Raw genomic sequence first — 16,224 nt, forward strand, 5'->3', positions numbered from 1 at the left:
CTGATATGCTGGCCAACAATGATCTGGTGATCGGCATCAACATTAATCTGAGCGTTGTAGCTGTAATCACAGTAACCTTTCTTGGTCATCATCCGGGCATCATGATCTGCAAAACTAATCTGCTTTTTGTCGTCTATTGGTTCGTCCGGGTTCAGGGCTTTCTCTCGTTCTTCGAGGGCTTTTTTGGCTACCCTGATTTTCTTTAACCGCTCTTCTTTGAACTGGAGGTCTTCAGGGATGCTGTAACCACTGGCTTCTTTGTAGGTGTCATTTTCCTCCTGGTCGCATTGACTGGCTTTCTCGATCAGGTCATCAATTTCTGCACTGAGTTCTGCTTCTTTGAGCTTGAGTCGCCCGTAACTCATGGCCTTGTGCTTTGAGCTGTTGGCTTTGAACTTTGAACCGTCCAGACTGATATGCCCGAGCGATGCCAGTTCCAGCTCCATTGCCAGCTTGACGGATTGTTTGAAGCAGTCATGGAAGAAGGACAGGTTATCTTTACGAAAGTCACCCAGGACTCTGAAGTTCGGGCAATTCATTTGCGAGATGTACATAAACGCCAGATCTTGCCGACAGCGACGTTCAATCTCACGGGAGCTGAAAACGCCATGGCTATAGGCGTAGATCAGGATGGCGACAATGAGCTTCGGGGGATAAGCGTGCTGGCCAAGGTGGTGGTATTTTTTTTCGACTTCAGATGTATCAATGCTCTGAAAGATGCCTTCGTAGACAAAACAGTCATGATCTTTGGAAAGCAGATCGAAAATATTGGTTGGAAACAGTAGGTGCTGATCGAACTCAACAGGGCTATCTTTGAATTTTGGTGGTGACATCAGGCATCATCAAGGTTGATTTAAGGCTTATCATAGCGTCCGAGCATAAAATTCAGTAGAACGAGTCAGCTTTTTCACTGAATTTGTGCGAATAGTTGACCTATTTAAGCAAATCCAGTGGAAAAGATGGCCGTTCTTTCTGGATTTTAGGCCGGACTGTCTATTCTCGGTCAGCCTCCTAGCCCGTAAAATTCATAAAGTGTTGAGTTTCTCGCTCGGCTATTTTTTCTGCTGACACATCAGAGAACAAACATCTCATACCAATCGTGCTTTCTAACTACCGTAATGAGCATGGCAAGCTGGACGGCAGAACAAGGCGGAACGACGAGTAATAGCTAGCTATTGCGAGGAGTTCCAACGCAGGGCTGGTGTTCAGATTGCCAGCGCAATAGCGTAGTCAGAAAGTACGATTGGTATCAGTATTTCCGCAACCTTTAGCCTGACTGGAGCGGCTTTATGAATTTTACGGGCTTGCCATCAGGCGTCCGGCAATTGCTCCAGCAGAAAGCGTCGGGTATTGTCACCCATGACCTTTCTGATTTCAGCCTCAGTAAAATTTTGTTGTATCATCGTTTCTGTCAGCACCGACAGCTCAGAAGCATCGTATAACAAGTGGTCAGTAAGCAGAAGCGACCTGCTGAGGTTTACTGTCAGATTTCACCCAGACTTCAACACGTCGATTTCTGATTTTACTGGCCAGACTGTCGGTAGAAGACAGCGCCATGAACTGACCATACCCTTTATGTTGAATTTTCTTTCTCGACACACCCGCTTTAATCAAAGCCCTTCGCACCACATCCGCTCTCAGTCTGGCCAATAAATCAGCATTTCTGGCATTGGCGCTTTGCTCGGCAAAACCAATTAACAACACTTCACCAGGCTGGCGCTCGATAAAACGAGCCAGCCTCTCAATGTCACTGATGGCTTTGTTATCCAGCTGGGCCCGACCCTGTGCAAAACGAAAATTAACAGAAGCACGATCAAACTGATCAACAATGTCTTGATAATCCTGCGGAGCAGATTGTACATCTGGACTCATCAGCTCAACCGCCTGGTGAACATAACCGACAGAAGCTACCACAGGCTGAGCAAGATCACTGGTTGCATAACGAAGAAAGTCCAGAGCTTCAGGATCAGCCCCCTTTTCAGGCAGATACATATAAAGACGACGGCTCAATACATAATCTTCAGTCGAAACATGCAACAGCTCAGGCTCCAGAGCTCTCTCTGTTCCTTCAGAAATCATCAATGGTTTGGCTCTGCCTATAGTATTCAGACTGACAAAGCCTATACCGCCCGGGGTTGATGCTACCCGATCGGAAAGAACGGTATTGGACTCAAAGCGCTCAGCCGATGCAGCCAGTTTGTACTTCTTTGCCAACACCAGGTTCTTGAAGGTATCCCAGGTTCCAGAACGGTTATCACGGGCATGCAGAGACACTGGCAGATCAGCACCTCCCAGCTCTTTCCAATTAGCGACTTCACCAGAAAATAGTCGGGCAACCTCTTTTATATCCAGTTTACTGATGCCGTTATCCTGATTCACAATAATGGCCAACCCATCAATACCTACCACATATTCAGCCTCACGAGCGCTGAAGTCTCCCATTTCAGATAGCTTGGCCTGCTCTTTCTTCTTAATGGGTCTGGAAGCTGCAGCAACCTGCCCCTCACCACTGACTAATGCTTTAAAGCCGCTGGATGAACCATGAGCAGCAATAAAGATACTGACTAACTGACCTTTGCCGGGCAGAAATCCTGTGACTTTCACTTCATTTTCCTGACCCGTCGGAAACACGCCCACACTTTGTGCACCCAGATATTTCAGATAAGACTCAGCCAGTGATGGTCCCAGCTTGGCACCCACTGTATTCGAACCATGAATTGAGAACAGTAACTCTTCCTGAGCCTGACTATTGGCAGAAAAGAGAGCAACCAGTGTGGAAAACAGCAAAATATGGAGCGTTTTTGTTATTGTCATAACTTATTTTCTGAGCACAGACCTATTTTTTCGGTGAGTCTATCGGTGAAATATGACAAAAATATGGCACCCGCGACCGATGGCCGCTCTCCCGACCCGCTCGACTCCAACTCTGTGGAAAATGTCACATTGCCCTTTATGCTGAAAAGATCAGGGATAATTCTCAGGAGTGAGGTTGTGAGCGACCCTATTAACAGTGGCGGAGCTTCTTCAGCAAGCCATTCACACACTGCAGGTACCGAAAACCAGAAGCCCATTACCGAGCAGGTTACGGTCAATGGCAAAACTTACAATGCCGGTAAGGCAAAAGTCTGGGGACTTCGAATTGCACGGGAGCTTCTGGGGGTTCACGGCCTCATCAAACCCGCCTATAACCACTTTCATGGCAAGCTTCATGATCATCGCGCTGATGGGAATGTATCAGGTACTTCAACCCCGCCTTCAACACCGCTCTTGGAACGAGCAACCCGAGCCATGCCTGCAACACCTAATAAAGTGAATGAATTTACCGGATCAACCCCCTCTGCCACACCTGTTGAAGTAACTCCCGAGAACAGACACGTTCAACCTATGGCAGTTTCTGAAATCATTAACGCTTTAACCTTCGGAGGCTTTGAAGAAGAGTATGACTTTTCTCTAAGCAAATTCTCGGAAACGGTTCAATTACTCCCAACTTCAGAGATCAAAGATTTATTGGTAAATCATAACACTCAACTGCAAACAGAAAATGTAAGACAAGAAGTTCGTGAAATATACGCAGAAAGAAAAATAACAGAGGAATTGGCAAACTTTGATGGTGATGTGCAAGGTCTCAAAGAAAAATTTGCCAAACATTACAAATCATCCCCTAATCTCGCTGCTGCGATGAATGCAGAAATTAATCGACAGCTTAACATTCAGGAAGCTCCTGATGCTCGCCCCCCCGAACTTCAAGAACTTACCCCAGGCTTGCAGAGTGTATATGACTCAGACAGTGGAGCTCAGCTTCAGCATGGCCTACACGACGGCAAACCACTTCAACTCAATCAGACATTTCCAAGTATCCCTCAGGACTCAGTAATAAATCAGCAATTCAGTAATATTGAGAAACAGAGTCCAAAGATATCGGACAGGATTGACCAGAAAGATGACTTCAAGACTCAGGCATTTCCAAAATTCACGAACATCCACCTTAGTGAAACAGCCAAGGCTTTTGCACCAGGAGCCCCTTACCATGCTGCAAAAATTGATCTGCCTGGAAGCAGCTTTATTGCAGCTCAGGGGCCACTTGAAAAAACAGAAACAAATTTCATTAAACTACTTGCCCATCACCACCCCGCTGTCTCAGTTTCTCTTGTGAATTCAGATGAGCTCAAAGACCCTTCCATATCAGGCAGGAAAAACTCCAAACGCTCCATTGAAGTAGGCCCGAAAGCAGTCGGTGAAGAAAAAAACTATGGGGGCGTCAAGGTAAAACTGGATGGGATGCACTCTTTTGATGATGGTAAAGTGGTTGTCAAACAACTCTCCATTAATGGTGAAACGCAGTTCAGAGTGTACGACAAAGGCTGGGAAGACCATTCAGCAGGCAACCCCGAAAGGTTAGCAAAGCTATCAGTACTTGTTGAAAAGCTACGTCAGCATCCCTCCGTTGCTGACAGGGCAGAAAACCCTACTGTAGTCAACTGCAATGCCGGAGTAGGCAGAACCGGAACATTTGTAACTATTGATAACAGTCTGAGGGAATATCAAAAGACGGGCACACCTCCACAAGATTACACTCAAACGATTTCTACAGCACGTCAGGTTAGAAACAAGTTCGTTCAAACAGCAGGACAACTCAATACTCTCGCAGCCGTTCACGGACAATTCACACCATTGTTTAATCCTTTACTGAAAGAAGCTGGACTGACTGTAGCGACTCCTGTTCAAACACCCGTTACACCTCAGGAACCCCCTGAACCTGAGGATAATGGACTCGGATATGACTCTACAGCTTATGCCACTATCAACAGGGATGAACGAGATGCAGGAAGGATCAGAAAAGCTCATCAGGATGAAAACTACGAAAATACCAGTTTTGGGCAGATAAGGGACGATTCCATTGAGGAGGTATCAGAAGAAGATGACACCCTTGAACCACCTCCCATTCTAACCCCGAGCCCTTCTCCTGATGATATTGAAGAATCTGTTTCGATTCAGGCACCGGACTCACCACCAGTAGCGAGGAGAACAGCGTCCATTCGACCTCAAAATGCCGATCAATTGCTTGATAAGATATCAGAGGGTGGTTATGGAAATACCATTCAAACATTCAATGCCGAGAAGCTGGCCAGCGAACTAACCCCAGTCTTACGGCAGGCAGATCAGGGACAGCTCAATGACCTTCTTAATTACACTGAAACCCTTAAAGAGAATACTGAGTGGAATCAAATAGGCTTGGCCGTTGAAAACATAATTAATGACCACATACAAAACAGACCGCCTAATGCTGTTGACCCATTCAACCGACCCAGTGGGCAAGTTCGCAACTGAATAATTTTTCAAAGCAAAAAATACCGGCATCAGCCGGTATTTTTATAAGCGCGATTCGTTAGCTGGATGGAATCCCGTCCAGCGCATCCACCACATCTTCCAATTCAGCAATGGTTTGCCGGATCAGCTGCTTGTACTGGGATGCATCCAGTTTCTGCACTTCGCCTTTGAGATGATTTCGAGCACCATCAATGGTGAAACGCTTATCGTAGAGTAAACTGCGAATTTGACGTATCAGCAGCACATCCTGACGCCGATAATAACGACGATTCCCCCGCCTTACCGGTTTTAGTTGCGAAAACTCCTGCTCCCAGTATCGAAGGACATGGGACTTTACCTGGCATAAGTCGCTGACTTCACCAATGGTGAAATAACGCTTGCCAGGAATAACAGGGAGATCACTCTTCCTGAGCTCTGTTTCCTGCATAGGCCTCAACTCGTGCCCTGAGTTTTTGACCGGGCCTGAAAGTCACCACCCTGCGGGGAGAAATAGGAATCTCTTCGCCGGTTTTGGGGTTTCGGCCGGGTCGTTGGCTTTTGTCACGCAGTTCAAAGTTACCGAAACCGGATAACTTGACCTGTTCATTATTCTCTAACGCCTGACGGATCTGTTCGAAAAACTGCTCGACCATATCCTTGGCTTCGCGCTTGTTCAAACCGAGTTCTTCATGAAGACGCTCGGCTATGTCAGCTTTCGTCAGAGCTCCCATGGATAACTTCCGCTCTCTTAAAACCGGGGAGCGAACTGTTGAAGGCCTGCTCAAACAGCAGACCTTTCAAGAACGCTCACTGTGGCTGATTAGCTACGGAGGCTGGCACCAAATTCGGATTCCAGCCGACTTACAATGCTGTCAATCAACTGATTAACTTCTTCGTCTTTTAGAGTGCGGGAAGCGTGCTGCAAGGTCAAGCCCAAAGCAAGACTCTTATAACCTTCTTCGATGCCTTTTCCGGCATACACATCAAAAATGCGAACATCTTTCAGCAGTTCGGAAGCTTCTTCGCGTATAACCTGATTCAGACTGTCAGCCGCAACGTCCTGTTTGACGATCAAGGCCAGGTCACGACGCACTTCCGGGAATTTGGACAGCGGTGTAAACTCTGTCACATGACCCTGACTTATCGCTTCCAGGCTGGCTTCAAACATCAGAACGGCTCCATCCAGACCCAGTTCTTTTGCCAGATTAGGATGCAGAGCGCCTACATGACCCATCACCTTACCGTCGCGAATCCCTTCACTACGAACTATGGCCGCACACTGACCTGGATGCATAGCATCGTGGCTGCCTTTTTCGAAACGGAAATCCCCTGCAGCACCACCCAGTTCCAGCAGCGCTTCTAAATCCCCTTTCAGGTCAAAAAAGTCCACAGGCTCAGCTTTAAGAGCCCAGCTTTCCGGGTAACGACTGCCAGTAATCACTGCTGCAATCTGATTTTCCTGTCTAAGCGACTCACCTTCACGAACAAAAGTCTGGCCGGTTTCAAACAGGCGAACTCGACTCTGCTGACGATTCAGGTTGTAACTGACGGTTTTAACCAGACCAGGCAGCAAGGTGGTACGCATTACAGACAGATCGCTGGCAATAGGATTAGCCAGAGCAACAGGCTCATGCCTGGGATCAAACAGCTGATGCAGCTTCGGATCAATAAAGCTGAAAGAAACCGCTTCCTGATAGCCACGCCCTACCAAAACACGACGAATATCGGACTCTTTAACTTTATCCTCGTCCACCTGCTTAAGCTTCAGCAAAGCTGTTGGAATGGTTTCCGGAAGACGCTCATACCCGTAGATACGACCCAGCTCTTCGATCAGGTCTTCTTCTATAGAGATATCAAAGCGCCAGCTTGGCACAGAAACGGTCCACTCACCTTCCGCTGTAGCGCTCATCTCCAGACCCAGTCGAGTCAACAGAGCTTCAATCAGGTCATTTTCAATGGTAATACCCAGCAAAGAAGCGACTTTTTCAGCTCTCAGAGTCACGGTACTCAGCGCTGGCAGATGCTCTTCGCTCATTACTTCAGAGACAGGGCCTGGCTGACCACCACAAATCTCCAGAATCAGAGCCGTTGCCCTTTCAATAGCCTTGCGCTGCAACTGGAAGTCCACACCACGCTCGAAGCGGTGAGAAGCATCGGTATGCAGTCCGTAAGAACGGGCTTTACCCGCAATAACGATTGGATCAAAGAATGCCGCTTCCAGCAGTACATTACGAGTAGTCTGGGAAACACCGGAACCCTCTCCACCCATTACGCCTGCAATACCCAGAGCGTGCTTTTCATCTGCAATCACCAGGGTTTCAGCGTTCATGCTGACTTCCTGTCCGTCCAGCAACACCAGCTTTTCTTCAGCCTTGGCCATGCGAACGATCAGAGAACCATTGAGGGTATCCAGATCATAACCGTGCATGGGTTGCCCCAGCTCCAGCATGACGTATGCAGTCACGTCCACAACAGGATCAATGGAGCGGATACCGGAACGACGCAGACGTTCAACCATCCACAGCGGCGTAGCTTTTGTGACGTCGACATCTTTGAGAACACGGGTCAGGAATCGTGGAGCACCTTCTTTGGATTCCACAGAAACCTTGAATGTGTCGTCCAGAGCAGGAGCCACTGGCTCAACCTGAATCTCACTGACATCCGCCAGGAAGTTCGCGCTGACTTCACGGGCCAGACCGGCAATGCTCAGGCAGTCGCCACGGTTGGGTGTCAGATCAACATCAATGATTTTGTCATCAAGGTTCAGGTACTCTCTGATATCCTGGCCCACAACAGCGTCGCCAGGCAATTCCATCAGTCCGTCAGAAGATTCAGCCATACCCAGCTCTTCTTCCGCACAGAGCATGCCGAAAGATTCCACACCACGCAGCTTGGCTTTCTTGATTTTGAAGTTACCCGGGCCCTCTTTTAAAGATAATTGGGCACCGACTGTTGCAAAAGGTACACGGATACCGACACGGGCATTAGGTGCGCCGCAAACTACCTGAAACTCTTCTGAGCCGACACTGACACGAGTCACGCGCAGCTTGTCTGCATCTGGATGCTGTTCGCAGGCAACAATTTCGCCCACCACGACACCGGAAAACTCACCCGCTACCGGATCGACGTCGTCCACTTCCAGACCCGCCATGGTGATCTTATGCACCAGTTCCTGGGTATCTGCTTCAAGAGCAACCCACTGACGTAACCATTGTTCACTGAATTTCATATGCTTATCTCAACTCCGTTATTCGATCTAATCGCTAAAAAACGTTCCAGTAGAAATGTTCAGTAGAGCCGTTAGTTGAACTGGCTCAGGAAGCGCAGGTCGTTATCGAAGAATTGACGCAAATCGTTCACGCCGTAACGGAGCATGGCAAATCGCTCAACACCCAGTCCAAAGGCAAAGCCTGTGTACTTGCTGGTATCAATGCCGGAATATTCAAATACTTTCGGATGAACCATGCCGCAGCCCAGAACTTCCAGCCACTTGATGGAGCCGTCTTCATTCCTTCCCCACTCAATATCCACTTCTGCAGAAGGCTCGGTGAAAGGAAAATAAGAAGGACGAAAGCGGACTTGCAGATCATCACGCTCAAAGAAAACTCTCAGGAAGTCACTGAGAACACTCTTCAGATCAGCAAAGCTGACTTTTTCAGCCACGTACAGACCTTCTACCTGATGGAACATCGGGCTATGAGTCTGATCAGAATCGCAGCGGTAAACCTTGCCAGGGCAGACAATGGCAATGGGCGGCTTCTCACCGGCTTTGCTCAGAGCTTCCATGACACGCACCTGAACCGGAGAGGTGTGAGTTCTCAGTACCCTGTTTCCTTCATAAGAAGCGTCATTAAAATAAAAGGTATCGTGCATAGCACGAGCCGGATGGTGACCCGGAATATTCAGCGCTTCAAAGTTATGGTAATCGTCTTCGATTTCCGGCCCCTGGGCCACTTCAAAGCCGATATTGCCAAAGTAATCGGTGATACGTTCCATGGTGCGGGTAATAGGGTGCACCGTCCCCAGGTCCTGGCTTCGGCCGGACAAGGTAACATCAATGGTTTCACTCGCCAGACGGGCTTCCAGTGCTGCTTTTTCCAGACCTTCACGCTTCACATTCAGGGCAGCCTGAACCTGCTGCTTGGCTTCGTTAATAAAGCCACCTGCTTTCGGACGCTCTTCAGGTGACAGCTTGCCCAGACCTTTCAACAGTTGGGTCAGCTCACCTTTTTTGCCAAGAAATCGTACCCGAACCTGATCCAGATCAGCTGCGTTGGCGGCTGACTCAACTTCAGTCAGAGCAGAGGTGACTATGGGTGAAACAAGTGTTTCCAGATTCTCCATGGGATTCCCGATAACCGATGCGTAGAGAAAACAAACCGCCAATTCTAACGGTTGAGAATGGTTTTGAATAGATGCGTACTTGCCTTGCTGTACGGGTTTGTCTTGGCCATGACGGGTAACCGACAAATTTTCAATCAGACCTTTGGCCAAAAGCGATCAAAGTGTATGGTTCAGACACAGGCAAAAGAATGAGATAAGGATTGGACCATGACCACCCGGATTGAACTCTACACAGCTGCAACCCCAAACGGCCACAAAGCCTCTGTCACGCTCGAAGAGCTGGGACTGGATTACACTACTCACCCGGTCAACCTGATGGAAGGTGAGCAAAAACAGTCCGATTTTCTTGCCATGACCCCCAATGGACGAATCCCTGTCATTGTTGATCGTGAAGCCGATGATTTTGTCGTATTCGAATCAGGTGCCATCATGATCTACCTTGCCGAAAAAACAGGCAAACTACTGCCCCAGGATCCAAAAGGTCGCAGCCAGGTCATTCAATGGCTGATGTTCCAGATGGGAGGCGTGGGTCCCATGATGGGCCAGGCTAATGTGTTCTTTCGATATTTCCCCGAAAAAATTCAGCCCGCTATTGATCGTTATCAGAACGAAACTTACCGTCTGCTCAGTGTGTTGAACAGCCACCTGGAAAAAAATGAGTTTCTTACTGATGAGTTCAGTATTGCTGACATAGCCAATTGGTGTTGGGCCAGAACCAGCAGCTGGTCAGGGGTAGAAGTTGACGACCTGCCCCATCTGCAACGCTGGATTGATCAGATACAGGCAAGACCTGCCTGCGCCAAGGGGGTAGAAGTACCTCCAAGGGCGGACGCCGAAACCGTGGTCAACAGCGGCAAGAGTATCATTACTCGATAACACCCATTTGCCTGGACTGTTGAGGCTTTGTTTTGCGGCTCCGTGATGCCCAAAAGCGGCCATATATATCCATTGGATTTCAAGATGCTACCAGGCGACAAGTGAGCGAAGCCCTGTGAGCCTACAAGAAGCCCTGTGAGCCAACAAGTAGTAGGTGATCAGGGTGAGCGAACGCTGGCAACAACGTAGCATCTTGAAAGGCGATGGGTGATGGGTATATAACAAAGGTGTTAGGGATCCGAGAACAACCTCTGACTACCTTCCCTTTAAAAAATTGATGCCATTGGAATATAGGCTCATCCTGCCAGTGCTCGCAGCATGGAAACCCCAGCAACGGCAGAACCCAAAATAACCTCAACAACCCCATAATAGGGCAGCAAGCAGCATGTCCTCTCATTTATCCCGGGCCTGAATTGCTTTACACTCCGTCCTGATTTTCAAAACCTCCCAGATATGATCTATGCAATTTTTTGTTAATGACCAGCCTCTGAGCTCAGATAGCACCCTGACGCTAAGTGCACTGCTGGAAAAGATCAACCAGGCCGAAAAAGGCGTGGCACTGGCCGTCAATCGACAGATCATTAGCCGATCACAGTGGCCTCAGACACAAGTAGAAGAAGGTGACAGAATCACCCTGATCAAAGCCACCGCAGGTGGCTGAAATTCGCTTATGCTGTATAGGACTACAGAACTGGCATGCTGAATATTGCTGACAAGACATTTAAATCGCGCCTGTTTACCGGCACGGGGAAATTCAATAACAGCCAGTCTATGACTGACGCTATCAAGGCGTCTGAGAGTGAGCTGGTGACCATGGCCCTCAAGCGGGTGGACCTGAACGATGACCAGGACGACATTCTCTCTCCTCTGGTAGAAGCGGGTGTTAACCTGCTACCCAATACTTCTGGCGCCCGTGATGCCAGAGAAGCTGTATATGCAGCCCAGCTGGCCAGAGAAGCCCTGCAAACCAACTGGCTGAAGCTGGAAATCCATCCGGACCCCAAATATTTACTGCCCGATCCCATCGAAACACTGAAAGCTTGCGAAGAGCTGGCTGAACTGGGTTTTGTGGTTCTGCCTTACGTTCACGCTGACCCGGTTTTGTGCAAAAAACTGGAAGAAGCCGGCGCCGCTGCAGTAATGCCTCTTGGCGCTCCCATTGGCAGTAACCTGGGTTTGAAAACCGAAGACTTTCTTAACATCATCATCGAGCAGAGCCAGGTGCCCGTAATTGTTGATGCCGGAATTGGCAGCCCTTCTGATGCTGCGAAAGCTATGGAAATAGGAGCTGATGCGGTATTGGTCAATACGGCTATAGCGGTTTCCAATGATCCTGTGGCCATGGGTATGGCTTTTAAAGAAGCGGTAGTAGCAGGTAGACGCGCCTATGAAGCAGGTCTGGGCATACGTTCACACCAGGCTCAGGCAAGCAGCCCTCTGACGGCCTTTCTGGAAGATTTCTAATGTCATTCATAGACAAATTTAACCAGTTAAACTGGGATGAAGTCAGAATGAGCATCCTCAGCAAGACCGCTGCGGATGTCGAGAATGCCCTGTCTGCTCGCCGACTGACTCACGACCAGTTTCTGTCACTGATTTCCCCTGCAGCGGAACCCTATCTGGAGCAGATGGCACAGAAAAGCATGGCTCTTACCCGCCAGCGCTTTGGTAATACAGTACAGATGTACATTCCCCTGTATCTGTCCAACAAATGCACCAACATCTGCACCTATTGTGGTTTCAGCCTCGGCAACAAGATTCGGCGAAAAACGCTGAGCATGGAAGAGCTGGATCGAGAATTACAAGCCATCAAAGCTATGGGCTTTGACCATATTCTTCTGGTAACGGGTGAAGCCCAGGGAACCGTGGGGACCGACTATTTCAAATCCGTGCTGGAAAAGGTCAGACTGTACTTTTCTCATATCACACTCGAAGTACAACCTCTGGATCAGCACGAATACGAAGAGCTAATGGAACTGGGACTCGACGCCGTTCTGGTTTACCAGGAAACCTATAATCGTCCGGCTTATGAGAAATACCACCTCCGTGGCAGCAAAATGGATTTTGATTATCGTCTGGACACAGCAGACAGACTGGGCAAAGCAGGTATCGACAAAATTGGTGTAGGCGCCCTGATTGGCCTGGAAGATTGGCGAACCGATTCCGCCATGGCTGCTGCTCATCTCGACTATCTGGAAAAAACCTACTGGAAAACCCGCTATTCCATCTCTTTCCCGAGACTGCGTCCTTGCGAAGGTGAGTTCCAGCCGGTTTCCATTATTTCAGACAGACAACTGGTACAGTTGATCTGTGCTTATCGCCTGTTTAAACCGGAAGCAGAGTTATCACTTTCCACTCGGGAATCAGAATCGTTCAGAGATAATGTCTTACCCTTAGGCATTACCACCATGAGTGCGTTCTCCAGCACCCAGCCTGGCGGTTATGCTGACGGTGCTATTGAATCTCTGGAACAGTTCTCTATAGATGACAATCGTCGTCCTGAAGCCGTCGCAGCGGCTATCAAGACAAAGGGTTTGGAAGCAGTCTGGAAGGACTGGGATCGCAGTTATAGTCACTGACCCCAATTAATCTGGAGTTCTGTTTCCGGTCAACTCAGTTAAACTGACAGAAGCCATCTGAGTATGCGGTTGCCAGCCCTGATCATCAAGACAGGCCTTGGCAGCCTCATAAACATTTCGGATCTGCCCTACTGTTTGCACAAACTCCGGATGATTTCTCGACAACTTACCCTGCATTAGTGTTTGCAGCGTCATTAACAGCAGATTCTCTTTCGACAACTCACCCTTTTCTGCCAGGCCATAAAGATGCTCAACGGCCAAAAAACAGCCTGTTCGACCTAAGCTTGCAAGACAATTCACAACCAAAGCCTGATCCGGGCAATACGTCCTTTGCTGCGCCACCAGTGCCTGCAACTCATTCATAATATCCACTGGCAAAGGCTTCATATCAGGCCAACCGGGGAACGATACCTGTCTGATAACACGCTCTCCCGAAGCCCCCTTCACCCGAAACGATCTGACCGTAGCTGACACCGGGATTGTGTCTTGACCTTTCACAGACAAACGGCTTTTGAACAAGATCTTCTCTTCTGATGTTTTCTCCAAAGAATATCCTCTGCCCAAAGGCACCTCTTCAGACAATGGAAGACGACTCCAGTCGAAACGATCACGCCCCTTATCCATTTGACGATCATGATCATTGATCAAGTCAAGAAACAGACCAACATTCTCTTGCTCTACCATCCTTAAAACGTCTGGCATATCTTCGAGTTCAGGGCCCTTCATCGCAATACCGGGCATACTATCCCCATAAAAAACTCGATTCGCATTCCACTGAGAAGAAGGATTTATTGGCTTAATCTGGGTATCGGGCAAAGGATAAAGAGCAGAAGCCCTTTTAGCGGAGTGCCCCATAAACGGAATCAACCTTGCTCTCCAGGTCATGAGAGATGACAGTAATGTTTCCGCCAAATCTCGATCCTTGTTCTTGCCAAAGCATTTCAGCAGCTGCAACAACTTGCCAGCAAAAGGCCCTGTCAATGATACAGTTTCCTGAGATTCAGCGGCTGCAGAGCTCTTTCTTCCGTTACCTTTTCTAGTGGTTCTCTTGGACGTTAGCTGGCTGTTAAGCCATGCTTTTTTTTCTGATAGCTTTTCAGTATCGATTCCTGGCGTCAATATCTCAATACAGACCTCAAACCTTTCCAATAGCTCAGTCAATTCATCCCTGTTTCTTTGAGCCTGTTTACCTTCCCTCAATTGCAACCTTTCACTGACAAGCAATGACTTGAGTTTTAACAACTGACTTACCAGTTCACTCTGCCCCGAATAACAAGGTATATCTGCACTCAAACAGGCACAGAGATCATTCAACCAACGAGCACACTTATTCTTCAGAAAATTAGTAATATTCGAGTCGTACTGCTGACTGAAAGGTGCTTCTATTAACTCAGAAGCCGTTCGTGTAATAGCTTCACAGGGTTCCAGCAAATCAATAGAAGACGGGCTCTCTGATTTAGTCTCCTTAACCGCCCCATTCAAGCCTTTTGTTAATTCCTGATCAGAAAACTGCGCATCCACCTTCGGAAAAACCGAGACCACCAGCTTTCTTTGCCGCCTGAAAATGGCCGCCATATCCACTCTCCTGCCCATATAAAGCAGATAACAAATCGAGGTAATCAAAGGTCGGAGTTTATGCATGCTGACGTCTTCAAGATCTCTCTGACATAACCTCATAAACTGCTTTTCCGGCAAGGCATTGTATTTTTTGTGTAATTCCCTCGCTTTACTTTCAGACCAGTCCCGCAACCGGATCATTCTCTCCTGAACGGAATGAAATCTTTCCAAAAGAGAAGCTCTGCCCTTAAGTTCATCAGGCTCACCTTCAAAGCTGTGATTAATCAGGTACCAGAAACAGTCAACTTCATTCCAACTGCGACTTTTTTGCCTGGACGTCTCTGCCCTCCGAACAAGACAACTACTGTCTTTTATATCAAAGACCACTGAATTCGAACAAGAACGATCTGCATACAAGCCTTCAATCGTCTCGTTATAGTCTCCAGCCAGCAAGCGAATCAGAGTTTGTCGGCAACCATTTCTTGTTTTGAGCTGCCATAAGCTGCCATCAGGTAGCAGCAGATTGACGGGATACTGGTTTTCAGCCCCATACATCAGATGCTGATCGACATCTTCTCCCATTAGCACCGGTGTTACAGCCATGTGGATCGTAATCTGCTTATAGTCTTTATCAAGACCCATTAATTTTTCACCTGTAGCCTTTCGATGCCTTGGACGAACAGACAACTGTTGTCGCAGGATAAAAAATCTTAGATCAACCGACTCTAAACCCTCTTTTTTCAGAGCGTCTATCAAATGTCTGATAATAGAATGAATCTGGGCACCACTAATGCTGACTTCAACTATTCCCACGGACCGGTAGCCCTGGCGACAGGCCTTAATGACCTCGTCAGTCATCTTTGAAATATGAATTTTCGGACACAAAGAGGCGTCCTTGGCCGTTGATACAACCACTCCAACCTGACTTTCATCAGGAATGTAGGGATGCATAAAATCAGATAGAAGAGTACCTCCCCGCTCCATGGTAAACAGAATGTCACAGGGAGACTCTTTCAGTTTCTGCCCCAGCTCCGCCATAGCTTTCTGTTGCTCCAGGACATGCTTCCAATAAATGACGCCGCCATTCTCATAAACACCTGACAGACTTCCTTTTCGCATTTCGGAGATACGCTGACAGACGAGATTGACATCAAGCCCATCACCTTCGAGATAATCGGACTGAGTGGTTGAAGGATTCACCAGAAAACATTTGGGATCGACAATATTGGTGAGCTGCAGGTCAGAGACTGCCTTTTTGGCTGTTTTACAAGGGGCGATAAAAGCCTGCCTTTCAAGCAATAAATCTGACGAAGTACTCCCCAAACTTCGATTCATTGCTCTCACTTGACCCTGCTCACCTGACTTTCTATGAGATGAGGGGCCAAGACTTGAAACTTCACCTGAATTCCCGTTTTGACCCTTTCCAACCGCATCCATTGTTTCACTTCCCTCTAGACCATTAATTCTTTAGACCTTCGAGAGATTCATATCGCACCGGAAAGGGCTAACGAGCCTGTCAGGAATACTAACAAAGGGATCAAATCAATCTTCACGACCGATT

General features: G+C 48.0%; 13 protein-coding genes. 6 read left to right on the forward strand and 7 right to left on the reverse strand.

Going from position 1 to position 16,224, the window contains the following annotated elements:
- Positions 1-833: transposase (locus GZ78_RS14405; protein WP_161787391.1), on the reverse strand; the 833-nt coding region annotated here is incomplete at its 3' end.
- Positions 834-1,289: 456 nt separating this feature from the next.
- On the opposite strand from GZ78_RS14405, the gene GZ78_RS29505 reads away from it, so the two are divergent.
- On the forward strand, positions 1,290-1,442 hold the full coding sequence (locus tag GZ78_RS29505) for a hypothetical protein (protein ID WP_161787392.1): 153 nt from the start codon (positions 1,290-1,292) through the stop codon (positions 1,440-1,442).
- A gap of 7 nt (positions 1,443-1,449) precedes the next feature.
- Here GZ78_RS29505 and GZ78_RS14410 read toward each other — a convergent pair whose 3' ends face one another.
- On the reverse strand, positions 1,450-2,814 hold the full coding sequence (locus tag GZ78_RS14410) for a phosphate ABC transporter substrate-binding/OmpA family protein (protein WP_051786196.1): 1,365 nt from the start codon (positions 2,812-2,814) through the stop codon (positions 1,450-1,452).
- Positions 2,815-2,991: 177 nt separating this feature from the next.
- Between GZ78_RS14410 and GZ78_RS14415 the strand changes: the two genes are divergently transcribed.
- A complete protein-coding gene (locus GZ78_RS14415) occupies positions 2,992-5,328 on the forward strand; it encodes a tyrosine-protein phosphatase (RefSeq protein ID WP_161787393.1) in 2,337 nt (778 codons plus the stop codon).
- Between the two features lie 58 nt (positions 5,329-5,386).
- On the opposite strand, the gene GZ78_RS14420 is transcribed toward GZ78_RS14415, so the two are convergent.
- The 4 genes from GZ78_RS14420 to pheS all read right to left on the reverse strand — a co-directional run bounded on the left by GZ78_RS14420 (position 5,387) and on the right by pheS (position 9,651).
- Positions 5,387-5,755, reverse strand: coding sequence for a MerR family transcriptional regulator (locus GZ78_RS14420; protein WP_034837363.1), 369 nt, complete (start codon positions 5,753-5,755; stop codon positions 5,387-5,389).
- The gene (ihfA, locus tag GZ78_RS14425) at positions 5,727-6,038 is read right to left on the reverse strand and encodes an integration host factor subunit alpha (RefSeq protein WP_034837366.1); all 312 of its coding nucleotides are present in this window, start codon (positions 6,036-6,038) and stop codon (positions 5,727-5,729) included. Before ihfA ends, GZ78_RS14420 begins: the two co-directional genes overlap by 29 nt.
- An 89-nt stretch (positions 6,039-6,127) precedes the next feature.
- Positions 6,128-8,536 carry a phenylalanine--tRNA ligase subunit beta gene (gene pheT / locus GZ78_RS14430; RefSeq protein ID WP_034837369.1) on the reverse strand — a complete coding sequence of 803 codons (2,409 nt, stop codon included), beginning with the start codon at positions 8,534-8,536 and terminating at the stop codon, positions 6,128-6,130.
- Positions 8,537-8,607: 71 nt separating this feature from the next.
- On the reverse strand, positions 8,608-9,651 hold the full coding sequence (pheS, locus tag GZ78_RS14435; protein WP_034838331.1) for a phenylalanine--tRNA ligase subunit alpha: 1,044 nt from the start codon (positions 9,649-9,651) through the stop codon (positions 8,608-8,610).
- A 207-nt stretch (positions 9,652-9,858) separates the two neighbouring features.
- Between pheS and GZ78_RS14440 the strand changes: the two genes are divergently transcribed.
- The 4 genes from GZ78_RS14440 to thiH all read left to right on the forward strand — a co-directional run bounded on the left by GZ78_RS14440 (position 9,859) and on the right by thiH (position 13,106).
- Complete coding sequence (locus tag GZ78_RS14440; RefSeq protein WP_034837372.1) at positions 9,859-10,527, forward strand: glutathione S-transferase family protein; 669 nt, start codon at positions 9,859-9,861, stop codon at positions 10,525-10,527.
- A gap of 460 nt (positions 10,528-10,987) precedes the next feature.
- Complete coding sequence (gene thiS, locus GZ78_RS14445; RefSeq protein ID WP_034837374.1) at positions 10,988-11,188, forward strand: sulfur carrier protein ThiS; 201 nt, start codon at positions 10,988-10,990, stop codon at positions 11,186-11,188.
- A 35-nt stretch (positions 11,189-11,223) separates the two neighbouring features.
- Entirely contained in the window at positions 11,224-11,991 is a 768-nt protein-coding gene (locus GZ78_RS14450; protein ID WP_034837377.1) for a thiazole synthase, read from the forward strand.
- Positions 11,991-13,106: a 2-iminoacetate synthase ThiH gene (thiH, locus tag GZ78_RS14455; RefSeq protein ID WP_034837379.1), complete on the forward strand. Its 1,116-nt coding sequence runs from the start codon at positions 11,991-11,993 to the stop codon at positions 13,104-13,106. Before GZ78_RS14450 ends, thiH begins: the two co-directional genes overlap by 1 nt.
- A gap of 6 nt (positions 13,107-13,112) precedes the next feature.
- On the opposite strand, the gene GZ78_RS14460 is transcribed toward thiH, so the two are convergent.
- On the reverse strand, positions 13,113-15,998 hold the full coding sequence (locus GZ78_RS14460) for a protein-tyrosine phosphatase family protein (protein ID WP_161787394.1): 2,886 nt from the start codon (positions 15,996-15,998) through the stop codon (positions 13,113-13,115).
- Positions 15,999-16,224: the final 226 nt, after the last annotated feature.

It is taken from the genome of Endozoicomonas numazuensis, from assembly GCF_000722635.1.
Classification (GTDB): Bacteria; Pseudomonadota; Gammaproteobacteria; order Pseudomonadales; family Endozoicomonadaceae; genus Endozoicomonas_A; species Endozoicomonas_A numazuensis.